Origin of the sequence: Chitinophaga sp. sic0106 (assembly GCF_019219075.1) — a bacterium.
Lineage (GTDB): Bacteria > Bacteroidota > Bacteroidia > Chitinophagales > Chitinophagaceae > Chitinophaga.
In genome coordinates, this window is sequence record NZ_JAHUWJ010000008.1 from 193,698 (window position 1) to 219,416 (window position 25,719).

Here is a 25,719-nt window from a genome sequence, read left to right on the forward strand (position 1 = left end):
AGGGAGATGTTAGTGCTGTGCGGGCATATTAAAAGTAACCTGCCTGTTTGCGCTTTTCCATAGCGGCTTCAGAACGTTTATCGTCAATACGGGCACCTCTTTCAGATATTTTCGCTTCCATAATTTCAGCGATAATATCTTCGAGCTTGTCGGCATCGGAGATAACAGCAGCCGTACAGGTCATATCACCTACGGTACGGAAGCGTACTTTCTGGCGGTATGGCACCTCTTCAGCAGTGGTGTTGAGGTATTCAGAGTAAGGCCAGTATAAACCGTCTCTTTCAATGATTTCTCTTTCATGTGCGAAGTAGATGGAAGGAATTTCCAGCTTTTCGCGGCGGATATAATTCCATACATCCAGTTCAGTCCAGTTGGAGATCGGGAAAACTCTAACGTTTTCGCCTATATTAATTTTTCCGTTGAGGATATCAAACAGTTCAGGGCGCTGCATCTTAGCGTTCCATTGTCCAAATTCGTCCCGAACGGAGAATATTCTTTCCTTGGCACGTGCTTTTTCTTCATCGCGGCGGGCGCCTCCGATGCAGGCATCAAATTTACCTTCCTCGATGGCATCCAGGAGGGTAACGGTTTGCAGCGCGTTACGGCTGGCATACTTGCCGGTTTCTTCCTGTACTTTACCCTGGTTGATACTATCCTGCACATTGCGTACAATGATATCCAGGCCAAGGTTATCTACAAGCCAGTCACGAAACTGAATCGTTTCCGGGAAATTGTGTCCGGTATCCACATGCAATAAAGCAAACGGAATTTTACCAGGGTAAAACGCCTTTTGGGCGAGGCGAACGAGTGTGATAGAGTCCTTGCCACCTGAAAAAAGGAGTACAGGCTTCTCAAACTGGGCGGCCGTTTCGCGTAAAATATAAATGGCTTCATCCTCCAGTGCCTGCGGAAATTCCCAATTGATCTGATTCGTCATTGGACTATAATTAAGTGAATGCAATATTGTTAGTTAGTAATGGAACTTAGCCATGGAGGCCGCATTCCTTGTGAGACTCTTCCCACCACCAGCGTCCGGCTCTCGGCTGTTCGCCTGGTTCGATGGCGCGGGTACAAGGGGCGCAGCCTATGCTGATAAAGCCTTTGTCGTGCAATTTGTTATAAGGTACATTATTTTCTGATAGATACTGGATTACTTCATCATATCCCCAGTGGATCAGCGGATTGTACTTGTATAACCGTCGTTGCTCATCCCACTCTATTACTTTCATATCATGTCGGTTATCTGATTGCTCGGCACGCAGTCCGGTAATCCAGACTTTCACCCCTTCGAGTGCCCTGTTGAGCGGCACGATCTTACGTATGCCACAACACTCTTTCCTGTTGGCCACTGAATCATAAAAGCTGTTTGGTCCCTTTTGTTTGATCAGCTGCTCTACTGCAGCAGTCTCCGGGAAATACACGTCAATAGGTTGCTTGTAACGTGCCATTGTCAGATCTATGAGGTCATAGGTTTCCTGAAACAGGCGCCCTGTATCCAGGGTAAATACCCGAACGGGCAGTTGGTTCTTCCAGATAATATCTGCTATTACCTGGTCTTCCTGGCCAAACGAGGTGCTGAAGGCTACCGCTCCCGGATATTGTTCGGTGAGATATTGGATGCCCTCCGCTACCGACAAGTTGTCCAGCGCGGTGGTAATGTCTGTCATGTAATACTTCCTTATAGTGATATGCTTGTGCCAGCAGTATACAAAAATACATAAATCCTATAAAAAAGATAGACTAAATAGGTATAAGTGGAAAAAAAATGCTCCTGCGAAAACAGGAGCATTTTAATTGCTTGAAAATGAATCTCTTAACTTTTGGTTAGGATGTCCTTCAGTGTTTTATTTTCTAATATTTTCAGCGCGGAGTCCCTCACTCTTCCCATTACCTCGTTCAAACCACAAACGGCTTCATCGCGGCAGTTCTCACAGCGCTCATAATAATTCAGGCTCACGCAGGGAAGCAGGGCAATAGGACCATCCAGCAGGCGGATGATCTTGGCCAGGGCAATCTCCTTTGGAGGTTTCATCAGGTAATATCCACCACCTTTACCCTTTTTACTACCCAGAATACCGGAGTTTTTCAACTCCAGCAGGATATTCTCAAGGAATTTAATGGAGATACTTTTTTCCTGTGCAATCTCGGAGATCAGGATTGGACCTTTATCTACATTCTCGGCCAGGTAAATTAAAGCGTGAAATGCGTATTGTGTTTTCTTCGATAACATATCGTCTGATTTGCATCCCTCCCGGATGAACTTTAAGTTGCAGCGAACATTATTTAATGCAACAAATATAAGTTGTTCCTGCGTCTTTTAGACATTTCCCTTACAGGTTGAGTACATCCTTCATGGTGTATACCCCTTTTTTCCCCTTCAGATATTCCGCTGCCACCACGGCACCGGCTGCAAAACCTTCGCGGCTGTGGGCAGTGTGGGTGATGCTGATATCATCGATCGCAGAGGTATAAGTAACGGTATGCGTGCCCGGAGCAGGGTCGATACGTTTGGAGATGATGCTGAGTTGATCGGTTGCTGACGCTGCTTCGTTTACCCATGCATGTTTGCGGGTAACGGCGCCCAATACCTGCTCGGCCAGGGAAATAGCAGTGCCGCTCGGACTATCTTTCTTCTGGGTATGATGAATTTCTTCCATCTGCACATCGTACTGTGGCTGGCTGGCCATCAGTTCTGCCAGGCGCTTATTTACCTCAAAAAAGATGTTTACACCGATGCTGAAGTTGGTAGTCTGCAAAAAACCCTTGCCTTCCTTCTCCGCTATCGCCTTTACTTCCGGCAGCTTTTCCAGCCAGCCGGTAGTACCGGAAACTACTGGTACACCCGCTTCAAAGCATTTCATGACATTTTCGAATGCTGTTTCCGGGGTGGTAAATTCAATCGCTACATCTGCCTGGCCCAGGTGTTCCTTTTCCAGCAAATGCTTGCTGTTGATATCAATGCGGAGAATTACTTCGTGTCCTTTGGCGGTGGCGATGGCATCAATGGCTTTACCCATTTTACCATATCCGATTAACGCAATTTTCATGACCTGACTCGTGTTTTTTATTGTTGGTTGAATGGTGTCAGCGACCTGCGTAAAACAAGCCCTGTCTGGTTTTTTTACCTCCTCCAATGGAAATATTCACACCTATTCCTAATGTACGGTTATTAATGATCGTAGGAGAAACCCGCATCGTAAGATCGTTGGATACATCGAATGAACGCAGGTGCGCAAATACAGTGGCGTCAATGATATTGAGGCCATACGACAGCACAAAAAACAACACGGATAAATCCACATACTGCCGGTACTGATCCCGGATCACCTTAATGGCTTCGGCCGGGTAGGTGCGGGGATAGATGTCTTCAAACTCGTCGTGAATATCCGGGTTATTCAGCATCCGGATGCGGTAGGCATCCCGGTAACGCTTATACTCCTTCATGTTAAAGATGAAAAATCCGGTACAGGTACCTATGGCTGCATATACCAGCGGAATCTTCCAGTATTCCTTGTTGTACGCCTGTCCGAGGCCCGGCAGGACGGCAGAATACAACGCTGCCTTGCGGGGACTGTGAACGCTGGGTTGATTGAACCTGGTATCTACGGCGGATTGTGTGCCGGAAATAGCTGTATCGGCCTGCATAACAAGGCCTCCGGTAGTATCAGCGGCGTGTTTGATCACCGGCGCTACCGTATCTTGTTGCGGAGGTAAGGACGCAGCCATTGCAGGCAATGCCGCCATCACCAACAGCAATAAGCATAAATTTCTGATGAAAGAATAAATCTGTGCAGGCTTAGCCACCGTATAAGTCTATTTTTTCCAGAATTCCGTTCAGCTCTTCATCTGAATAGAATTCGATCATGATACTTCCTTTTCCGTTCTTATCTCTGTCCAGTTTAACTTTAGTGGAGAAGTGCGACGCCAGGTTATCCTGAATTTTCATAAATGCCGGCGCCAGTTTAACCTTTGCCTTCTGCTGGTTGCCTTTCTCACCTGCCTGATGCATGCGGCGGGCCAGTTCCTCCGTTTGACGTACAGATAAACCGCCTTTCATGACCTCACCAAAGAGGAAAAGCTGGTTTTCTACCTGGTCAATGCCGGTGATCACGCGGGCATGCCCCATGCTGAGCTGGCCGTTGCGCACTGCAACCTGGATATCTGGTGGCAGTTTCAGCAGGCGAATATAGTTGGTTACGGTACTTCTTTCTTTACCCATGCGGTCAGCCACCTGTTCCTGGGTGAGGCTGCACTCTTCCATGAGGCGTTTGTAGCTGAGGCCCACCTCAATAGCATTGAGGTTTTCGCGCTGCAGGTTTTCCAGCAGGGCTAGTTCCAGCAGCTCCTGATCGTTTACCTGGCGTACATATGCCGGGATGTCTTTCAGTTCAGCCATTTTACTGGCCCTGAGCCTGCGCTCTCCGGCAATCAGCTGGTATTTTTTATTGCTGATTTTAGCTACAGTGATGGGCTGTATGATATCATGCAGCCTGATCGACTGACTCAGCTCCTGTAAGGCTACCTCATCAAAATCACGGCGTGGCTGTTTGGGGTTGGTCACAATCTGATCCAGCGGTATACGTTCAATACCGGTAACAGCAGCAGCCGGAATAGCGCTCTTGTCGCCAAGTGCGCCTGCAGTTTGCTTTAAATCTGTTTCAATGTTCTGGAGCAGTGAGCGGATGCCTTTACCCAGCGCCTCTTTCTTACTTGGATTGGTCATCGTTTATAGCTAAGATTTTATCTTTAGTTTTTATTTTAGTGAAATTATGCTTCTGCAGGATTTCCTTTGCCAGGTTGAGATAGTTGATCGCCCCGGTGCTGGCTGCATCATACATAATTACTGATTTTCCAAAGCTCGGTGCCTCACCCAGCTTGGTATTGCGATGTATAATAGTATTAAATACGCTCTCTTCAAAGTGCTGCTTCACCTCATCTACCACCTGGTTGCTCAGGCGCAAACGACCATCGTACATCGTCATCAGGATGCCCTCAATTTCCAGCTCAGTATTGAGCCGGCTCTGTACGATTTTAATGGTGTTCAGCAGTTTTCCCAAACCTTCCAGTGCAAAAAACTCACACTGTACAGGAATAATAACCGAGTTGGACGCTACCAGTGCATTCACCGTGATCAAACCCAGCGATGGTGAACAATCCAGGATAACGAAATCATAGTCAGCCTGCACACTGTCAATCACCTGCTTCATTACCCGCTCCCTGTTGGGATGGTTAATCAGTTCCAGCTCAGCACCAACCAGATCAATATGGGAAGGGAGTACTTTTAAATTGGGGGTATCAGATTCCAGGATGACGTCTTTGGCCTGCACATCGTTTACCATACAGTCATAAAGGCTCTGCTGCACATTGCGCAGGTCAAAGCCAAGTCCTGTGGTGCTGTTAGCCTGAGGATCAGCATCTACCAGCAGCGTTTTGAACTCCAGTACTGCCAGGCTGCTTGCCAGGTTAATTGCACTTGTAGTTTTTCCTACGCCACCTTTCTGGTTAGCGATTGCGATTATTCTTGCCATTGTCTAATTTAAAAATTCAAGGTTATTTATAGGATAAGGATAAACCAATATTGCTGCCTCTTCCTCAAACCTCAATCGTACTGCCGATTTCAGGTAGCAGCAACTCCAGACCTGCGTCTGAAAACTGCGCCTGTGCGGACTCATGGTTAATCTTAATATAACCAAAAGTATCGTAGTGTACGCCAATAATCTTTGCACATTCGATCATCTCCGACGCTGCAATAGCATCTTCGACACCCATGGTAAAGTTGTCCCCGATCGGCAAAATGGCAAAATTCAGTTTAGCCGCTGCCGGTACCAGCTCCATGTCGTAAGTCAGCGCCGTATCCCCGCTGTAATAGAAATTACCCTCATCCGTGATGAAAATAAAGCCCATCGGGTTACCGCCGTAACTGCCATCAGGCAGGCTACTGCTATGCTGCGCTACCGTACATTTCACCATACCAAAGTCAAACTTCCATTTACCCCCGGTATTCATTGGATGTAACAGCTCCAGTCCCTGCTTGCCGGCCCAGGTCACAATCTCAAAATTGCTCACCACCGTAGCACCAGTCCTTTTTGCCACTTCTACCAGGTCCGCCGTATGATCATCATGACCATGGGAAACAAATATGTAATCAGCCTTAATGGCTTCAATATCAATCTTCTTTGCGAGTTCGTTGTGACGGATAAACGGATCAAACATGATCTTTTTACCCTTAATCTCCACAACAAAGCATGAATGTCCGAAATAGGTGAATTTCATAAATTAATTATTTGAATGAATTACAAGGCCCTACGCCAGTAATTTGGATATCAATATTAATTTCACACAATTAAAAGTAACCCCAATCGGACAAAAATACAACGATTAGGTAAAAATCAGACGAGGCGGTATATTTATTTATTCACAACTTCCCTTCCGGTACCCTGTTTTCCAGATTGGTTCAAATGTAATCGTTTCTTTTTCCATGGAAAAAAAATAAAACATACAATTAACTGGATTGTTATTCGTCTATATAACGAACTACATGACTTTTAACTTTTTGTACCGACCCGAAATCGGTACCTTGCTTCATTAATCATATTAATATAATGTATAATAATGCGCCCTGGCTCTAATTCGTTCCTACTGGTCATATTCCTCCTGCTGCTGGATATCTATGTGTTTCAGGCTGTTCGTGCAATTGTGTATATGTCCAGCCCCCGGGTGAGAACCATCACCTTTAGCACCTACTGGATCATTTCCATCGCCTGCCTCGTAACCGTAATACTCCTCCCATATATTAAATGGCATAACTGGCCCACCGCCGTACGTTCTTATGTACTGGCCATCATCATCGGTCTCGTAGTTGCCAAATTGCTGGCTACTGTATTCCTCCTCATTGATGATGCCCGCCGCGGTATCACCTGGATCATCCGCAAGTTCTCCACACCTAAGGACGTGACCATGGAAGCCATCAATGGCGTCACCCGCTCCCAGTTCCTTAACAGACTCGGACTCATAGCCGGAGGGAGCCTCTTCGCCACCCTCGTCTATGGCTTCTCCAATAAGTATAATTATCATGTTCATAAGATAAAACTGAACTTCAAAAACCTGCCCGCCGCCTTCAAAGGCTTGCGTATCGTGCAGATCTCTGATATCCACTCCGGCAGCTTCGCCAACCGCGAAGCGGTGCTGAAAGGAGTGAAAATGATCAACGACCAAAAAGCGGACCTGGTCCTGTTTACCGGCGACCTCGTCAACGACCGCGCCGCCGAAATGGAACAATGGATGGACGTTTTCCGCCAGGTTAAAGCACCAATGGGCGTGTACTCCACGCTGGGTAACCACGACTATGGCGACTACTACCCATGGCCGGACAAGCAGCCAAACGGCTACAGCGCCATGCAGCACGAAAACCTGGAAACACTTAAAAAGGTGCATGCCGACCTCGGCTGGCGCCTGATGATGAACGAAAATACCATCCTGCAAAAGGGAGACGATAAAATCGCCCTACTCGGGGTGGAAAACTGGAGCGCCATGAGCCGCTTCCCTAAATACGGAGATCTCAAGCGCGCCTACGAGGGCGTTGCCGATGTGCCATTCAAAATCCTGCTGTCACACGATCCCACCCACTGGGATGCACAGATCAGACCCGAATATCCGGATATTGCCCTCACCCTCGCAGGCCATACGCATGGTATGCAGTTCGGTATCGAAATCCCAGGCCTCCGATGGAGCCCCGCCCAATACATCTATAAAGAATGGGCAGGCCTGTACAAGGAAGGAGAACAATGCCTGTATGTCAACAGAGGCTTTGGTTTCCTCGGATATCCCGGCAGAGTAGGGGTGCTGCCGGAAATTACCGTGATAGACCTGGCTTAAGGACAAATTTTCCCCGGTCATCGACAAATATGAATCCTACACCTATAGTTAAGGCCACTTGACCTTTTAATTCCAAAAGGAGTGCACAGGATCTACTATATTGCACGCACGAAATTCCGCAAATAGCATTTCATGCGTGCATACTTTATATTCTTGTTGCTGTTGGGTAGTCAACTGGTAAAAGGACAGTCCCTGGCCGATCTGGAACGTCAGCTGGATTCGCTGCTGCGCAAAAACGCCAAAAGTGAACTGGTAGCCAGCCTGGGCTATGGGAATAATCCGGCGTATGGCAGTAAGGTGCCCGACTATAACGCAGCACTGGTCATGAAAACTTTTGTAGCACCTTCCCTGACCTATTACCATAATTCCGGATTTTATGCAGGCTTCAGCGGGTATTACCTCTTTGATGCCTACCAGCAACCATGGTTCGAGTGGGATGCATCTATAGGGTACGACTATACGAAAAATAAAAAGTTGCTGACTGGTATCTCCTATACCCATTACTTCTTTGCCGATAGCAGCGATGTGCCGTTATCCCCCATCAATAACGAAGTATTTGCTTATTTCTATTATCGCGGCTGGTGGCTGGAACCCGGAGTCAGCCTGGATTACGGCTGGGGCACTACTACTGCGGAAGGACTTTATGTAAAAGAAACCATGCGTGGTACTGACTTTAACGTGATCACCACCTTAAGGCATCCCTTTATTTTTACCGATATATTTTCTTCGAAAGATGCGGTGCTGCTCACGCCTTCCGTTTCACTGACCACCGGAACGGCTAACTACTACAGCAACCTTAAATCATTTCAGTACTTCCCGCGATCTCCTAAAATGAAGCGATTCCCGTCCCAGTTCCCGTTTGGCCGGGAGTACACCGTTAGCCAGGTGACAGATTTCCAGCCGAGAGCACTGGATCTCACCGTCAGTATGTCGTACCTCTTCGGAAAAATTAGTTTATCCCCTTCCTATACCATATTCAAAACTTTTAATATGGATGAAACCGGCCTCCTGAGCTACTTTACGGCCCGCCTGTCCTACATCTTCTGAAAAAATTAACATATAGCACGGATTTTGTATAAAAGCCGGTCACGGATAGCACGTAGGGGTAAAACACTTCCCTGCACGTCTATATTTTAACCATGACAAATAATTGTTTTATGAAAAAGTTCCTACTTGCTGTTGTCCTGCTGACTGCAACAGCTGTTTCGTCTGTAAATGCGCAATCTTTACTCCGTTGGGGTGTTAAAGGTGGTGCCAACCTTGGAAAACTCGATGGTCAAGGCTTTGACGATGGTTTTAATCTTGGTTATCACCTGGGTGGCTTTGTTCAGCTCAACCTGGTAAAAGGTTTTGGTGTTCAGGGAGAATTGATTTTCTCTTCAACAAAAACAAAAACTACTGATCAATTCAGTGATATCTACGAAGATGTGAATTCATCTGACGATCGTAAGAATATCAAATTGAATTACCTGAGCATTCCGCTCCTGGCAAACATTGACCTGGGTACAAAACGTCTGAAACTTCAGTTAGGTCCTCAGTTTGGTGCGCTGGTGAGCGACAAGAAGGTATTTGGTGCTGCACAGAATGCCTTCAAAGGCGGCGAAATCTCTGGTGTGGCTGGCCTCTGGCTGCAACTGCCAATCGTTAACGTGAGTGCCCGTTATATCATTGGCTTCAATGATGTGCAAAACATTAGCAGCGTAACAAATACTGGCAACTGGAAAAACCAGGCTATCCAGCTGGGCGTGGGTGTTACCCTCTAAACATATTAGCTTAAAACAAAAGTAAGGGCTTTTATTTCTGCACCGCAGAAGTGAAAGCCCTTACTTTTGGCAGGGATTTCACTTGGCATTAATCTTGACAAGGTACCCATGCTATAAATCTCAGGCGTTTTGGAAAGATAATCTGACAGAATGTCCTCAGAGGCTTTTAAATATTTCAGATGAATAGATTTTATTTAGGAAATTCAGAAGATGAAATGGAGTTCATGCCTATTATCCCACTCAGTGAAGACGGAGAGGGAGAACAGGATGAGAAAATCCCCGATGAACTGGCATTATTACCTTTACGAAATACAGTACTATTCCCTGGCGTGGTGTTACCCATCACCGTTGGCAGGGATAAATCCATAAAGGCAGTTAACGACGCTTACAAGACTGACAAAATGGTTGGTGTAGTAGCGCAAAAAGACAGTACGATCGAAGATCCTACGGTGTCTGATCTCAGTGAGGTGGGTACCGTGGCCCGTATAGTAAAACTGATTAAAATGCCGGATGGTGGCACTACCATCATTATTCAGGGCCGTAAGCGCTTTAAGATCAATGAAGTAGTAACCGAAGATCCTTATTTCAAAGCTAAAATTGAGCTGCTGCAGGATGAACTGGTAGAAGATGATACCGAGTTTGATGCCTACATCTCCTCGATTAAGGACCTCGCTACACAGATTATTCAGTTATCGCCCAACCTGCCTTCCGAGGCAAGCATTATCCTCAAAAACATTGAAAATGCTTCTTTCCTGGTGCATTTCGTGTCTTCCAACCTTAATTCTGAACTGAAGGATAAGCAATTATTGCTGGAAACCAATAACCTGCGCCATAGGGCAGAGCTATTGATGAAACTCCTGCAAACAGAATTACAGCTGGCGGAACTGAAAAATAAAATTACCAATAAAACCAAGGCTGACCTCGATAAACAGCAGCGCGATTACTTCCTGCAACAGCAGATGAAATCGATTAAAGAGGAGTTAGGCGGAGATAGTAATGATCGCGAGATCCGCGAGATGAAGCGTAAGGCGGAAGACAAAAAATGGCCGGCTGCTGCTGCCGAAGCTTTCACCAAAGGCATCGAGAAACTCGAGCGCATGCATCCCAGCACACCGGATTACAGCGTGGTGTATAACCACCTGGACTTGTTGCTGGACCTGCCGTGGAACGAATATACCACTGATAGTTACGACCTGAAAAAGGCGAAAAAGGTACTGGATAACGACCATTACGGTATGGAAAAGATCAAGGAGCGTATCCTTGAATACCTGGCGGTGCTGAAGCTGAAAGGTGATATGAAATCACCTATTCTTTGCTTTGTAGGCCCTCCGGGTATCGGTAAAACCTCTTTGGGTCGCTCTATTGCCAATGCAGTAGGCCGTAAATATGCCCGTTTAAGCTTGGGTGGTATGCACGACGAAAGCGAGATCCGCGGCCATCGTAAAACCTATATCGGTGCAATGCCTGGCCGTATTGTACAATCCATCCGTAAAATCAAATCTTCCAATCCGGTAATGATACTGGACGAGATTGATAAATTAGCCAATGATCACCGGGGAGATCCAAGTTCCGCTATGCTGGAAGTGCTCGATCCGGAGCAAAACAGCACTTTCTACGATAATTACCTGGAGCTGGAATATGACCTGAGCAAGGTCCTGTTCATTGCCACAGCAAACAATGTAGCTGCCATTCCGGCGGCATTGCGCGACAGGCTGGAGATCATCGATCTTACAGGGTATTCAATCGAAGAGAAGGTAGAGATAGCGAAGCGTCACCTGATACCAAAGCAGAAAGATGCGCATGGCCTGAAGGATTATAAAATCCGTATAGCCAACAGCGTTATTGAACATATTATTGCTGACTACACCCGTGAAAGCGGTGTACGTGAGCTGGACCGGCAGTTTGCTGCCCTGATGCGTAACCTTGCTAAAGAGGTGGCATTGGGTAATCCTTTACCAGACGCAGTTACCAACGAATTCGTGGAAAAAGTACTGGGTAAATCCAGGTATTCCAACGAAATCTACAAGGTGGGTAATCCGCCGGGAGTGGCCGTAGGCCTCGCCTGGACTTATGTAGGCGGAGACATCCTGTTTATCGAAAGTAGTCTGAGTGAAGGCAAGGGCGATCTGAAGCTGACCGGTAACCTTGGCAATGTGATGAAGGAATCCGCAGTAACTGCAATGACTTACCTGCAGGGCAATGCGGCTACTTACAAGATTGATCCTAAAATGTTCAGGGAAAAGAGTGTGCATGTGCACGTACCGGAAGGCGCCGTACCTAAAGATGGTCCAAGTGCCGGTATCACCATGCTCACCGCGCTGGCATCTGCCTTTACCGGCCGCCGCGTGAAATCATATCTGGCCATGACGGGTGAAATAACGCTCCGCGGACAGGTACTGCCGGTAGGTGGTATTAAAGAGAAAATTCTGGCTGCCAAACGCGCCGGTATTCGCGAAATCGTCCTCTGCTGGCAAAATGAAAAAGACATAAAAGACATTAATCCGGATTATATCAAGGGGGTTAAGTTCCATTATGTGAGAGAAATGAACCAAGTGCTGGATATTGCGTTATTAAAGAAGTAACAAAGTGTATCATTACTGTCACTCCTGACGGTAACCTATAAAAATTCATATCGGTTTGTTGTGACCCCGGTATGAATCATGTTGATTGTTTTAAGGGTTCGATAAAGCCATTTGCGGAAGCGAGTGGCTTTATCGCTTTTGTTAAGCTTATACCGAAAACAGCAAAGGGGCCATTGGCCCCTTTGCTGTTTTCGGCTTTCCGTCTGGCTGAAAGCCGAAGGAAAAATTATGCTAATCTACCAGCTGGCGTTTATACAGCTGAATCGTATTCTCCAGTCCGAAATAAATGGCATCCGCCACCAGTGCATGCCCAATTGAAACTTCCTTTAACTGCGGGATATGCAGTTTAAAGAAGCGGAGATTATCCAGGTTGAGGTCGTGACCGGCGTTAAGGTCGAGTCCTATATCGGAGGCTGCGCGTGCAGTGTTTTTGTAGTCATTAAACAGCTGCAGGTTTTGCGGCTGTGTACGGGCGTTAAAGTATTCTTCCGCATATGGGCCGGTATAGAGTTCTATACGGTCGGCACCGGCAGATTTAGCACCTTCCACGAGGTTTACGTCTGGGTTCAGGAAGATGGAAACACGGATGCCGGCTTTTTTGAAGGCACCGATCACATCTTTCAGGAATGACTGATAAGTAATGGTATCCCATCCGGTGTTGGAGGTGATCGCATCCGGTGGATCTGGTACCAGGGTAACCTGTTCTGGTTTTACTTTCAATACCAGGTCCATAAAATCTGGTGACGGGTAACCTTCTATGTTGAATTCAGTGGTGACAAGTGGTTTCAGGTCGAGTACGTCCTGGTAACGGATATGCCTTTCATCGGGGCGAGGGTGTACAGTAATACCATCAGCGCCGAATCGCTCACAGTCCTGGGCTACCTTTAAAATATCTGGAACGTTGCCACCGCGAGCATTGCGCAGTGTTGCAAACTTGTTGATGTTAACACTCAGCTTTGTCATGCCGCAAAAATATTGATTTTTTTTTGGAAGTAACTGTATTAAGATGCTTGCCGCAGGCTGTCCGCAGGCGGTGTGTTCTGCGGTGTCTACGCCACCGCCTACACGATCGGCTGCGCCAGCAGTTACAATACCGTCTATACTGCGCTTACACGGTGCTTACACTACGCCTACACGATCGGCTACGCCAGCAGTTACATTACGCTTACACTACGCCTACGCTATCACCTTATGCTCCCCGCGCGTAGCGCGGAATCTCCCCACCGATGCCGAAGGCATCGGTATTCTGGTGACATAAAAAAAGCGGGTACCGGAAAGGCACCCGCTCTGTACTATGTTTACAGTACGATTAGTATCTGTAGTAATCTGGTTTGAATGGACCTTCCACTGGCAGGCCGAGGTATTCGGACTGGCTAGGAGTGAGTACGTCCAGTTCTACACCTACTTTTTTCAGGTGCAGGCGGGCAACTTTTTCATCCAGATGTTTAGGCAGTACGTAAACTTTGTTTTCGTACTTATCTGCGTTCAGCCAGAGTTCCAGCTGAGCCAGGGTTTGGTTGGTGAAAGAGTTGGACATTACGAAAGATGGGTGACCAGTAGCGCAACCCAGGTTCACCAGGCGGCCTTCAGCCAGCAGGATGATATCTTTACCATCGATAGTGTATTTATCTACCTGTGGTTTGATTTCAACTTTAGTATTGCCGTAGTTTTTATTTAACCATGCAACGTCGATTTCGATATCGAAGTGACCGATATTGGAAACGATGCATTTGTCTTTCATCAGTTTGAAGTGTTCGCCAGTGATGATATCGCGGCAGCCGGTAGTGGTAACTACGATGTCAGCTTCTTTGATAGCGTCGCTCATTTTTTTCACTTCATAACCTTCCATAGCAGCCTGCAGGGCGCAGATTGGATCGATTTCAGTAACGATTACACGTGCACCGGCACCGCGGAGAGACTCAGCAGAACCTTTACCCACGTCACCGAAACCAGCAACTACAGCCACTTTACCGGCGATCATTACGTCGGTAGCGCGACGGATAGCATCTACGCAGGATTCGCGGCAACCGTATTTGTTATCGAATTTGGATTTGGTTACAGAGTCATTGATGTTGATCGCTGGCATTGGAAGCGTACCGTTTTTCATGCGCTCGTAGAGGCGGTGAACACCGGTAGTAGTTTCTTCAGACAAGCCTTTGATATGCTGGATCAGCTCAGTGTATTTATCCAGTACCATGTTGGTCAGGTCACCACCATCATCCAGGATCATGTTCAGCGGACGGTCAGCACCACCGAAGAACAGGGTTTGTTCGATACACCAGTCAAAGTCCTGCTCATTGAGGCCTTTCCAGGCGAATACAGGTACACCTGCAGCAGCTACAGCGGCAGCAGCATGGTCCTGGGTGGAAAAGATATTGCAGGAGCTCCAGCGTACCTCTGCACCCAGGTGAACCAGGGTTTCGATCAGTACGGCAGTCTGGATAGTCATGTGCAGGCAACCAGCAATACGCGCACCTTTCAGTGGCTGGCTGGTACCATATTCCTCACGGAGAGACATCAGACCTGGCATTTCAGCTTCTGCCAGTTCAATTTCCTTGCGGCCCCACTCAGCGAGGGACATATCTTTTACCTTATATTTCAGGTCAAAGTCAATGTTAGAGTTTGAAACAGTAGACATTCTTACTTTTTTTTGCAAATCTATGGTTATTTTTTCTTTCTACATAGCTTCCGATACCCCATTTTTTCTTTTTAAACGTTAAAAATTCTGAAAAAATCCTTCGCAGGCTGCATTTTCTTCTCCCTATATTTTTATTTGAATAAATATATTTTATGTTTTAAATTTGTAAATTAAAATATATGATTTTATATTTTATTGTTGTGATTTAGAATACAGAGAGAAGTAGATATAATAATCTATATAAATCATCCCACTGCTTAAGTATTGCAGGTACTTTGTTTGCTCCACGTTGGATATTTCAACGGAACTTATTAATGCCAATGGCCGGTTTTTCAGCACTTCCTTAATAAGTGTATGCCATTGGAGAGCCATTTTACGGAATCCGCATATAGGGTTTTACAAAGGACTGTTTTCATTACTGACTTAAAATCTATATGTATAAATAGAAATTTTACAAACTTATATGTTAGTCCTGTCCTATCCTACGAAAGTATCTAAGACAGCTATGCGCCAACGTTTAGCCTTCTCCGTGAGGAAAGTGTTGCTGATAGCCATCCTCCTGCTGCCTGCTTTCGCTGCCGTTAGCCAGCAGGTAGTAATAAACCCCTCCGGAGGTAACACCGCCACGGATGGGTTGAGAATCACCATAGAAGCAGATGGTAAAATCAATGTTTATCGTAACGGCAGAGCTGAAACAGGAACCAATCCGGATACCGGAAACAAAGGGATATGGACTTTCTGGAAGGGCCTTTTCTGGAGTGCAGGTGTGCCAGGAACAGTTAACTATCAACCCAATAATATTTCCGTCACAGATGTAATGGGAGATGGTACCCCCGCCAATCCCTATAAAGTAGCCATATTTTCCAAAATAGACTATGTTTATTCTGTTGCACGCACCGCCTACATTCGTACCGTCATCAGTTACGAAGCGCCAAAAAAATATTTTACCTATAACGTAACGATTTATGGAACGGACTTTACAAGAGTAAGCCCATTCCTCTATATCACAGAGTTCGTAGCCTTACAGGATAACATAGGTACCCCGCAAGTTGAAAACAACCTCAACGCCCGAGGCTTTTATGAAATAGGACAGCCTTATACCAACACCCTTGGTGCGCCTGGCACTATCAATACTTTACCCGGGATTGTACGCTTTACAGATGATCATGGGACTTACCCGCAGTCAAACAATGGGGATTATGCACACGTATACCGCCTCAAAGACAATGAAAGTTTTAACTCTGTAAGTCTGGGACTATATGCCACCACTACAGCCGTGGATGGAAGCTCCGGCGCATTGAACGGAGATGTCAATAATGGAACCGGCACACTCAGGGCCATGGCAGTAGGCATAAAAATGCCGGAAACAGGCCCTACCACCAACAGATTTGCATCAGGAAGCGTACTGCGTATAGGCTATGACGATACACGCGATATGCTCGCTACCACTACCGTCAGAGAACCAATGACAGACGTGAGCGGATTAAACAGTAAACCGGTAACGGTCGAATTTACCGCCGCTACACAGTCCCAAAGCGAAGGCAATACCACCGCTCCCGCCACCGGCATGACCATAAAGGTGAGTGCCGGGATTCTTACGGCACCCGCTTACATAAAATTCGCTCCCGATGCAGCAGACGCAGGTGAGCAACATCCGGCCATCGAAGGGGTAGACTACTCCTACGATCACGCCGGCTTCTGGATTCCGGCAGGCGATTATACCACCGCCAAAAATATCACCGTTAACACACTCAAAATCATTGGTAATACAAAACTGGAATACGCCAGAAACCTGAACTTTAAGTTGTTGCCAGCTGTAGACCCACTCGTGGTGCTCGGCACAAGAACCACTACCAAATACACCATCCTCGACGATGAACCAAGCGATATCTCCGCTTCCGTTACCTCTGCAACCGTAACAGAGAACAACGACGCAATCATCCATGTGAAATTGCCGGATAACGTAAACGCGACAGAACAAATCACCGTCACCGCTACCATCGATAACACCGGCGCCACTCACCCGGCAACGGAAGGTACCGACTTCCCCGCCATCGCTGTTGCTACCATCGAACCAGGACAAAATGGTACAGACCTTATACTCCACGCTACCCTGGACCAGATCATCGAATATGATGAACTGGCGAAAATTAATATCTCCGCTGTAGTAATGGGTAATACCAAAACTACTAACCAGGATATCACCATAAAAGATGGTACCAAACTCATTGCAGCAAATACCGCCATCACCTTTTCAACCATTCCTTCCAGCGATCTGTACGAAGGATATGACGGTTTGCTGGCCTTCTCCCTGCCAGCAGGCATCAGCACCGATGTGCCCATCACCCTGTCGCTTGCAGGTATAACGGGAACGGCTAAACCGGCTGATTATACCATTGGCACACCACTGACCATCAGCAGCGGCAATTCAGGATCAACCTCCCTGCAACTCACTGATGATAACCTGGTGGAAAAAACAGAGACCATGATCCTCGGTGGTACCGCAACAGATGCCGACGGCTTCAATGGCTATACCGTTACCGCACATACCATCAATATACTTGACAGCGAATATCCGTTACCTTCCCCTGTGGTGGTACACCTCGACCAATCGGCCATCAGGGAAGGTAATCCTACCGGTGCTAATTACCGGATAGAATTACCAGCAGGACTGGCCGCAGGCTATAACATGTCGTTTACCCTTACGCCAGGTACCGGCACCACAGCTGGTACTGACCGATACACCATGCCGGCCACCTTTACCATCAACGAAAATGCAACCGGCAGCGATCCCACAGCAGGGAAAATTACCGCGAGCAGCAATACTATACTGGGTGATGACGCCGTATTGAATTTATTACTTAGCAGCGGCGATGCTAACATCCCGGTTCCGGCAGCACAGCAGCTGAATATCCAGGATGATACCCGCAATACCTCTCCAGGTAGTAACGTGCTCACCATCACCCCTGTGCAAGCCACACTTGATGAAGGTGAAGCCACCGCATTCAAAATAGCTTTGCCAGATAATATTACCAGCACACAGGCCATAAATGTGACACTGACAGTGGCAGCTACCTCCACCGCCAACGCGGCGGGTGACTATACCCTGCACACCACCACATTGACGTTACCAGCAGGCAGCACCTCCATCACCACCACTGACCCGGTAGTAACTGCCGCCACCGATAAAATCATTGAAGGCACCGAAACAATGGTAATTACCGCTACCGCCGATAATAATATTACGGTAGCAGGCCCGGTTACCATCAGCATTAATGACCTCACCCACACTGATCAGGCTAACCTGAACCTGACCATCAGCACCACCGCTGAGGCTGACCAGCTGAAAGAAGGTTTTACCGCTCCATTTACCATCTCATTACCTACCGGTGTTACAACAGAAGTAGACCTCACCGTTACGCTGAAAAATAACACAGGCTCCGCCAGCAACCTGGACTACCAATATACGCCTGCCACTTTCACTATGCAGGGCAATAGCGCTGATTTCCAACTGGCACTCCTGACAGATCAATTGCTGGAGCGTGCAGAAACATTGGTGATTGACGCAACCGTTAGTGATGCTAACGGGACCGCCTACGGGGTTACCGGGCAATCGATCGATATACTGGATGCAAATTATCCGCCAGCTGCGGTGATCCTGCATACCAGCAAAACATACGTGAAAGAAGGGGAAACACCAGGTACAGAGTTCTGGCTCGAACTACCGGACGGACTCACCGCCGATTTCCCGCTTGCCTTCAGCATAGCCAAAGCTGCCGGTACTACCATAGCAGATGGTATGTATGCTTTCGAAAATACCACTGTCACCATCCCTAAAGGCGCACAAACTTCTAATCATATCCATATAATGACAAATGTCAATATGGTATTGAACGATGATAAGGTTTTATATATAGGTGCTACCTGCACCACAGATGCTGCCATCACCACCGCCGCTCCCCTGAAACTGGATGTGCTGGATGATACCCGCAATGTGTTTCCGGGTGGTGATGTAATTAGCATCACAACCAACAATACTACGCTCGCAGAAAACAGTACTGCTACTTTCACGATCTCTCTGCCCGCAGGATTTACCTCAGCCACAGAAATTCAGGTGCCGGTAGCTGCTACAGCAGGTACTGCATCCGCCACTGACTTCGCCTTTGCAGGTACCGTGCTGACGCTGCCCGCTGCTACTAATAATATCGCGGATGCAACCGTTTCGGCCACTGCCAATGCCGACATGATACTGGAAGCTGCTGAAACGTTTACCGTGCAGGCAACCGCTGTAGCTGGATTTACATTAGCTACTTCCAGCTGGACTTATACCATCACCGACGAAACCCGCAAGGATGCCAATAATCTGAAACTGCATTTTGTAGTTCCACCTGCCGCCGACCTGAAAGAAGGCTTCAGTGGTAAAGTGAGTTTGAGTCTGCCCGCCGGCGTTACTTCCGAAGTACCACTGTACTTCACCATGAAGCCGAATACCGGCGCTGCAAGCACTTCCGATTATACACTCACATTCCCTGCCGGTAACTTCACCGGTAATAATATTGAAGGTGATCTCGTAATACCGCAGGATGGTTTAATGGAAGGCGATGAGGATGTAATATTAAATGCGGATGTAACGGATCATACCAGTTCCACATTCACCGTTACCAGCAGCCAGTTCACTATCATCGACCATGACTACCCACCGGTAAATCCCGTGATTTATCACCTCAGTAAAGCAAGTATTGCAGAGGGAGATGTAGATGGTGCTGAATTCTGGGTGGAGCTGCCGGATAATATTGCCGCCGGTAGCAACCTGAGCTTCGCTATCACGGCAGGAGCCGCTACCACCGCCGCTTCCGCCGGATATGTGCTGCCCACAAGTGTCACTATCCCAATGGGCGCTAAAATCTCTGACAAAATAAAAATAACAGCAGGTACCAACCAGGTATTAAACGACCCTGCTGCATTATATATTAAAGCTGCCTGCGCCGATCCGGTGATCGGCTCACCTGCCGATGTTAAACTGGATATTACAGATAATACCAGGGTTACTTCTCCGGGTAGTGATGTAATCACCATCACACCAGCAAAAACGACCTTGAAAGAAGGGGAGTCCTCCGCCTTCAACATCGCGCTGCCAGCGAACATCACCTCTGCCACGGCTATCACCGTGACCATGGGTGCTACAGCGGGAACCGCTGCCACTGATGACTACAGCTTCAGCGGTACTTCCCTCACCCTGCCTGCGCTCACCAATAATACGACGCCGGCGGATGTAACGGTTTCAGCTACTTCAGATCTGGTACTTGAAGCAACCGAACAAATGCAGGTGACCGCACAAACAGTAGCAGGTTATTCCTTAGCCACTGCCACCTGGAATGTGACCATTACGGATGAAACCCGTAATGATGCCGCCAACCGTGTTATATCGTTCAGTACACCAGCAGCCTCCCTGCTCACAGAAGGCTACACCGGGAAAGTGAATATCAGCCTGCCAACCGGTGTAACTACCCAGGTACCTGTCACCATAAACTTTAAACCAAACACCGGCAGCGCTAACGCGGCCGACTATACGTTGACCTTCGCAGCAGGCAGCTTTACCGGCAACAACGCAGATGCTGACCTGGAACTTAAACTGGATGGACTGATGGAAGGTATTGAAGGTGTGGTAGTAGCTGCCACTGCTACCGACGGCACTGCTTCTGTATTTACCGTGGTACCGCATACTTTCAACATCATCGATAAGGACTATCCACCAGTAAATCCGGTAATATTCCACCTGGATAAAACAGCGATAAAGGAAAACGAAACACCAGGAGCTGCCTTCTGGATTGAATTGCCAGACGGTGCTACTGCCGGCCGCCAGTTTACCTTCAGCCTGGCCGCCGCTACAGGCACTACTGCTGCCAGCGACAGATATACCCTGCCAGCCACCGTTACCATCGAATCAGGTAAACAAACTTCTGATCCGGTTTATATTACGGCCACCGCCAACAAGGTGCTGGACGATGATGCCCTATTAAAAATAACTGCTACCTGCACTGATCCTAACCTCACTGCCGGCACCCCCGTTTCACTGGATATCCAGGATAATACCCGGGTGACTTCACCAAACAGTGACGTGATCACCATTTCAGCAGTTACAGCTCCGCTCACAGAAAATAATGCAACTAAGTTCAATATCAGCCTGCCTGCAGATATCACCTCTGCAAAAGATATCGTGATATCACTGGGCGCAGCATCATCCACTGATTACAGCCTGCTGACCAGTACAATTACACTGCCGGCTACCTCCAATGCTACCACTACCGTGGCAGATGTATTGTCGGCCACAGCGGATGATATTATTGAAAACGATGAGCAGGTAACCATCACCGGTAATGCAGGTGCGGGATATACCGTAAACGACTACACGCTCACCATCAATGATGCTACCAGAAGAAATGCCGCAAACAGGGTGATAACTGTGAGTCCTGCTACAGCCCTGCAACTGCAGGAGGGTGATGCCCAGTCATACACATTCAGCCTGCCTGCTGGTATCACCACGGAAATTCCTATCTCCCTAAACTTTACTACAAGTGGTACCGCAACAGCAGGTACCGGTAACGACTATACGATAGCTACTACTGCTACTATCAGCAGCGGCAGCACCGTAACAGAACCATTAACGGTATTAACGGATGACCTGGTAGAGGGTACCGAAACCATTATTATCACTGCCACCGGATCTGATAATACCGGTAACGCCTATACGGTATCAGGCATAAACGCGGAAATCATAGATGCACAGTATCCGGTAACACTGGAATTAACAGCTTCTCCGGACCATATACTGGAAGGATTTACCTCCGCCGTTTCCGTAAAACTGCCTAACAACTGGCGTGCTGCGGAAAACATGACCATCACCATCAACAAAGGAGCCGCCTCCACACTGGATGCTGCCGAGCATGGCCCGCTGCCACTTACCCTGCAAATTCCAAAAGACGGGAATGCTGCTACAGCAGTAAATGTGCTGGCAAACAGCAACAACATGCTGGGCGATGGCGGTACCATTGTACTGGAAGGCAACAGCGCCGATCATAATATTACTGTAACACCGGTGACGATCACTGTACAGGATAGTACGATCAAACGTCCGGGCTCCAACATCCTGAACATCACCAGCAACAAGACCACACTGAACGAAGGCGAACAGGCCGGCCTCACCGTGGCACTGGGTGGCAGCATGACGTCTAAATCAGACATCATCGTAACACTGGGTCGTAAGGCTACTTCTACTGCCGCTACCAGCGATCTGCAATTTGCTACGGTGACGGCTACACTGAAAGCGGGCGATCACAGCGTTACCATCCCGAACTTCTTCACCGGCGTTTCGGATCAGATCCTGGAAACGAATGAGCAATTTATTGTAACCGGCGAATCCGGAGAATTCAGCATCGCTGATCTGCCATTTACCATCAATGATATTACCAGAACCATCCCGGCCAACCTGGTGTTCTCCATCACGCCATCTACAGCAGGTCAGCTGCTGGAAGGCGACGACGTGCAGCTTCAGGTGAGCCTGCCTGCAGGTGTAACCACCGAAGTACCGGTTAACGTAACCATGAATGTTACCGGTGCCGCTAACACGGACGACTACACGCTGCCAACCGGGTTTGTATTTAATAAAGACACCACCCTTGCGTTACATATTAATAATGATGACCTGGTAGAAGGAAATGAATCCCTGAACATCGGTATTTCTGCTACTGATGGCATCAGCACCTATACAAATACACCTGCTGCATTTACTATCAAAGACGCACAGTATCCGGCCCGCATTATCCTGGAGGCAATACCTACCCAGATAAATGAAGGTGGTGCCGGCACTGCACTTACCGCAAGGTTTGAAAACAACTGGAAAGCGGGAAGTAATTATGTAGTCACCCTGCATAAGGATGCCAGCAGCACTGCTGCGGATACTGACCACTCCGCACTGCCTGCCAGCATCACCATCATTAAAGGCCAGAACGCAGGAACCGCTGCTGCTACCATCAATGGTTCACCGGACCTGATTTTGGAAGATGATGAGGATATCCTTATCAATGGAGTTTGTAATGATACCAATCTGCCGGTAGACGCCACCCGCGTGACTATCCTCGACAGAACACACGATGATCCTGCTACAGGAAGAATTTATATGTCGCGCGTGACGCCGGGTCCGAATGTAGTAGAAGGACATAGCTATACCGTAAATGTTTCCCTGGCACCTAACGTTACTTCCAGCAAGGACATTACCGTATCCCTCAACGTGTCGGGTAATTCCACCGCGGCTTTATCTGACGTAAACGGACTGCCAACTACCATTACCATTCCGGCAGGCTCTACAGATTATGCCTTTGCTTTCACCGCACTGACCGATAATATCATTGAACGTCCGGAACTCTACCGCATAGTAGCTACACCGGTTAACTACAACGGTATGAAAGGAGACTCCATTGATGTAACCATCGTGGATGCTACCAGTGCAGATCCGCAGAACCTGAGAGTGAAACTCGCGCTGGATTCTACCTCCCTGATGGAAGGTAACAGCAGCAAGATGACGATCAGCTTTGTTACGCCGAACATCATCGCCGGGGAAGACCTGGTGGTGGCCATCGCACCTGATGCTACCTCCACCGCTGATGCGGCTGATTACACCGGGGTACCAACTCAGGTGATCATCCCTGCGGGAGCGCCTTCCGCAACCTATACGCTCACCGCTACCGCGGATAAAATAATAGAAGGTACAGAACAACTGTTGCTGAAAGGCAGTATCCCTTCCAGCTATTTCTCCTACCAGCTGGAACAGCCGCAGCTGCTGACCATTCATGAATCGGTGCCTACCACGGTGCAGTTGCTTAAAAAGAACGATGGTTCCGAGCCTGCTACCACCGGCGCTTACACCGTGAAGTTGCCACTGGATTACACTGCCGCAGCCGATGTGAACGTGACGCTGTTTATAGGTACAGTGCCGGGTGCTACCAACATTGGTAGTATAGCCAACACCGTTACCATCCCTGTGGGCGCAAACAGTGCAGATGTGCTGGTAAACGTAATCGACAATGTGGTGATTGAAGGTGATGAAATACTGCCGGCAGCCCTGAAAGCAGCCAGTATGAACAGAGGCAATGGCATCTATCCGTATACAGTAAATACCCTTGATACGGTGAAAATGATCATCCATGATGATGAAAGCGCCGCTACCGGTACCAAAGCTGCCGCCAGAACCATGCTGGTGGAAAAAGTTAAAGATGCCGCTGAACCTGCGGTACAAGGCGCCTTTACCGTACGCTTTACCGATCCGTTGCTGACGGCCGTGAAAGACGTACAGGTAAACTACACCGTAGCTGGTACCGCCGTAGCCGACAGTCGCTATAAAAAACTGAGCGGCACCGTTACCATTCCTGCTGGCAACAGCAGCGCCACCATTAACGTAGATCCGATCGATAATAACATCGTGGAAGGCGATGGCACGGTATCGCTGCAGATAAAAGATATCAACAGCAGCCTGACAGGCGTAACCTGGCCGGTAGCCAGTCAAACCGCTCCGGAAGTTATTATTGCCGATAACGATACGCTGGTTGTAAACCTCAGCACCATAGTCACCACCGCCGCTGAAGGCAGTCCGGTACAGTTTACACTGAAGTCGCCAAGTCGCGCCGCTATAGCCGTACCAGTTAGAATACAGGTGGCACAGGATGCCGTTAGAACCTTCTCTGCCAGCGAAGGCCAGATCAACGGAAATATCCTGACAGTGAGCCTGCCGGCCATGCAGTCAGAACATACGTTTACCATCACCGCCTCCGATGATGCCGTAAATGATGACGACGGATTCCTGCACACCACCTTGCTGCCATATGCTGGTAGCAACAGCACACCGCTGTATGTTACCGGTAATGCTACCACCGCTAATGTGACTATAACAGATAATGATCCCCTGGTGCTTTCTTTTGCAGACGCTAAGTTCTCCGTGAAAGAAGGGGATAAGGGAGAAACGAACCGTCTCCGATTCGTAGTGGCCCTCAGTAATAAGAGCAGTCGCGCGGTAACGGTGAAATTCGATACCGAAGCTGCTACTGAAGGAGTAAGCTATCCGTTCTTCGACTTCAAAGCCACACCAGGTGAGGATTATAACATGACGGTACATGAACTGGTGATTCCACCGTTCAGCACAGAAGGCGAGTTCTTTATCGATATCATCGGTGATACCACCTTTGAGCAGAACGAAACATTTGTACTGAAAATGCTCAGTGTTACCGCCAACGCTGCCACTAACCTGCCAACCATCGGAGAGCCAGGCAAAACCACCGGCGTAATCCTGAACGATGATCCGATGTGCGGTGAATGTGATACGGACGGCGATGGCCTTACCAACGCCCAGGAAGACATCAACAAAAACGGTGATCCTTTTGATGACGATACCGACGGTGATGGCATCCCTAACTTCCTCGACCTGGATTCGGACGGCGACGGTGTACCTGATTCCGTGGAAAGATGGACTACCGATGGGCGCCAGCTGAGTAATAACGAAGGTAAGATCCGTGTACACCCAGCCCTCTCACCAAACAACGATGGTCAGGGTAATGACTTTATGTACATAGAAAACATCGAGCAATATCCGACTAACCAGGTGGTGATCTTTAACCGCTGGGGTGGTACGGTGTATAAAACAAATAACTATAACAACAAGTCCAACAATTTTAGAGGGAAGTCGAATACCGGCGGTGCGTCCGGCAGCGATGTGCCCGATGGCTCTTACTTCTACAATATCCAGATTTGGATAGATGGCAGGGTAGAAAGCAAAACGGGCTTCATTGTAATCAAACGCTAATATTCAAAAGTT

15 protein-coding genes are annotated in these 25,719 nt (G+C 47.9%); 5 read left to right on the forward strand and 10 right to left on the reverse strand.

The window, feature by feature from the left end; genetic code table 11:
- Nucleotides 1-28: 28 nt before the first annotated feature.
- The 8 genes from cysD to KW844_RS14365 all read right to left on the reverse strand — a co-directional run bounded on the left by cysD (nt 29) and on the right by KW844_RS14365 (nt 6,273).
- Nucleotides 29-937: a sulfate adenylyltransferase subunit CysD gene (gene cysD, locus KW844_RS14330; protein WP_218377471.1), complete on the reverse strand. Its 909-nt coding sequence runs from the start codon at nt 935-937 to the stop codon at nt 29-31.
- Nucleotides 938-983: 46 nt separating this feature from the next.
- Nucleotides 984-1,667 (reverse strand): phosphoadenylyl-sulfate reductase, encoded by a 684-nt coding sequence (locus KW844_RS14335; RefSeq protein ID WP_218377472.1) that lies wholly within the window; start codon nt 1,665-1,667, stop codon nt 984-986.
- A gap of 146 nt (nt 1,668-1,813) precedes the next feature.
- Nucleotides 1,814-2,230 carry an Rrf2 family transcriptional regulator gene (locus KW844_RS14340; protein WP_073076870.1) on the reverse strand — a complete coding sequence of 139 codons (417 nt, stop codon included), beginning with the start codon at nt 2,228-2,230 and terminating at the stop codon, nt 1,814-1,816.
- Nucleotides 2,231-2,330: 100 nt separating this feature from the next.
- Nucleotides 2,331-3,047 carry a 4-hydroxy-tetrahydrodipicolinate reductase gene (gene dapB, locus KW844_RS14345; RefSeq protein ID WP_218377473.1) on the reverse strand — a complete coding sequence of 239 codons (717 nt, stop codon included), beginning with the start codon at nt 3,045-3,047 and terminating at the stop codon, nt 2,331-2,333.
- A gap of 37 nt (nt 3,048-3,084) precedes the next feature.
- The gene (locus KW844_RS14350) at nt 3,085-3,804 is read right to left on the reverse strand and encodes a DUF5683 domain-containing protein (protein ID WP_218377474.1); all 720 of its coding nucleotides are present in this window, start codon (nt 3,802-3,804) and stop codon (nt 3,085-3,087) included.
- Entirely contained in the window at nt 3,797-4,723 is a 927-nt protein-coding gene (locus KW844_RS14355) for a ParB/RepB/Spo0J family partition protein (protein WP_218377475.1), read from the reverse strand. Before KW844_RS14355 ends, KW844_RS14350 begins: the two co-directional genes overlap by 8 nt.
- A complete protein-coding gene (locus KW844_RS14360) occupies nt 4,707-5,528 on the reverse strand; it encodes a ParA family protein (protein ID WP_218377476.1) in 822 nt (273 codons plus the stop codon). The genes KW844_RS14355 and KW844_RS14360 overlap by 17 nt, the downstream gene beginning before the upstream one ends.
- Before the next feature lie 64 nt (nt 5,529-5,592).
- On the reverse strand, nt 5,593-6,273 hold the full coding sequence (locus KW844_RS14365) for a metal-dependent hydrolase (protein ID WP_218377477.1): 681 nt from the start codon (nt 6,271-6,273) through the stop codon (nt 5,593-5,595).
- A 339-nt stretch (nt 6,274-6,612) separates the two neighbouring features.
- Here KW844_RS14365 and KW844_RS14370 point away from each other — a divergent pair, with 339 nt between their 5' ends.
- From KW844_RS14370 to lon, 4 genes are all read left to right on the forward strand, one after another.
- Nucleotides 6,613-7,875, forward strand: a complete 1,263-nt coding sequence (locus tag KW844_RS14370; protein ID WP_218377478.1) for a metallophosphoesterase — start codon at nt 6,613-6,615, stop codon at nt 7,873-7,875.
- 132 nt (nt 7,876-8,007) lie between these two features.
- Complete coding sequence (locus KW844_RS14375; protein WP_218377479.1) at nt 8,008-8,922, forward strand: hypothetical protein; 915 nt, start codon at nt 8,008-8,010, stop codon at nt 8,920-8,922.
- A gap of 110 nt (nt 8,923-9,032) precedes the next feature.
- Nucleotides 9,033-9,638 carry a porin family protein gene (locus KW844_RS14380; RefSeq protein ID WP_218377480.1) on the forward strand — a complete coding sequence of 202 codons (606 nt, stop codon included), beginning with the start codon at nt 9,033-9,035 and terminating at the stop codon, nt 9,636-9,638.
- A 179-nt stretch (nt 9,639-9,817) separates the two neighbouring features.
- Nucleotides 9,818-12,220 (forward strand): endopeptidase La, encoded by a 2,403-nt coding sequence (gene lon / locus KW844_RS14385; RefSeq protein ID WP_218377481.1) that lies wholly within the window; start codon nt 9,818-9,820, stop codon nt 12,218-12,220.
- Between the two features lie 231 nt (nt 12,221-12,451).
- On the opposite strand, the gene KW844_RS14390 is transcribed toward lon, so the two are convergent.
- Together KW844_RS14390 and ahcY are read right to left on the reverse strand one after the other, a co-directional pair.
- Nucleotides 12,452-13,183: a pyridoxine 5'-phosphate synthase gene (locus KW844_RS14390; RefSeq protein ID WP_218377482.1), complete on the reverse strand. Its 732-nt coding sequence runs from the start codon at nt 13,181-13,183 to the stop codon at nt 12,452-12,454.
- A gap of 346 nt (nt 13,184-13,529) precedes the next feature.
- Nucleotides 13,530-14,858 (reverse strand): adenosylhomocysteinase, encoded by a 1,329-nt coding sequence (gene ahcY, locus KW844_RS14395; RefSeq protein WP_218377483.1) that lies wholly within the window; start codon nt 14,856-14,858, stop codon nt 13,530-13,532.
- Between the two features lie 505 nt (nt 14,859-15,363).
- Here ahcY and KW844_RS14400 point away from each other — a divergent pair.
- Nucleotides 15,364-25,707, forward strand: coding sequence for a Calx-beta domain-containing protein (locus KW844_RS14400; protein ID WP_218377484.1), 10,344 nt, complete (start codon nt 15,364-15,366; stop codon nt 25,705-25,707).
- Nucleotides 25,708-25,719 lie beyond the last annotated feature (12 nt).

Excerpts from the sequence above, each read along its gene's own strand:
- cysD (WP_218377471.1), bottom strand. The coding sequence starts at position 937 with ATGACGAATCAGATCAATTGGGAATTTCCGCAGGCACTGGAGGATGAA.
- KW844_RS14335 (WP_218377472.1), bottom strand. The coding sequence starts at position 1,667 with ATGACAGACATTACCACCGCGCTGGACAACTTGTCGGTAGCGGAGGGC.
- KW844_RS14340 (WP_073076870.1), bottom strand. The coding sequence starts at position 2,230 with ATGTTATCGAAGAAAACACAATACGCATTTCACGCTTTAATTTACCTG.
- dapB (WP_218377473.1), bottom strand. The coding sequence starts at position 3,047 with ATGAAAATTGCGTTAATCGGATATGGTAAAATGGGTAAAGCCATTGAT.
- KW844_RS14355 (WP_218377475.1), bottom strand. The coding sequence starts at position 4,723 with ATGACCAATCCAAGTAAGAAAGAGGCGCTGGGTAAAGGCATCCGCTCA.
- KW844_RS14360 (WP_218377476.1), bottom strand. The coding sequence starts at position 5,528 with ATGGCAAGAATAATCGCAATCGCTAACCAGAAAGGTGGCGTAGGAAAA.
- KW844_RS14365 (WP_218377477.1), bottom strand. The coding sequence starts at position 6,273 with ATGAAATTCACCTATTTCGGACATTCATGCTTTGTTGTGGAGATTAAG.
- KW844_RS14370 (WP_218377478.1), top strand. The coding sequence starts at position 6,613 with ATGCGCCCTGGCTCTAATTCGTTCCTACTGGTCATATTCCTCCTGCTG.
- KW844_RS14375 (WP_218377479.1), top strand. The coding sequence starts at position 8,008 with ATGCGTGCATACTTTATATTCTTGTTGCTGTTGGGTAGTCAACTGGTA.
- KW844_RS14380 (WP_218377480.1), top strand. The coding sequence starts at position 9,033 with ATGAAAAAGTTCCTACTTGCTGTTGTCCTGCTGACTGCAACAGCTGTT.
- lon (WP_218377481.1), top strand. The coding sequence starts at position 9,818 with ATGAATAGATTTTATTTAGGAAATTCAGAAGATGAAATGGAGTTCATG.
- KW844_RS14390 (WP_218377482.1), bottom strand. The coding sequence starts at position 13,183 with ATGACAAAGCTGAGTGTTAACATCAACAAGTTTGCAACACTGCGCAAT.
- ahcY (WP_218377483.1), bottom strand. The coding sequence starts at position 14,858 with ATGTCTACTGTTTCAAACTCTAACATTGACTTTGACCTGAAATATAAG.
- KW844_RS14400 (WP_218377484.1), top strand. The coding sequence starts at position 15,364 with ATGCGCCAACGTTTAGCCTTCTCCGTGAGGAAAGTGTTGCTGATAGCC.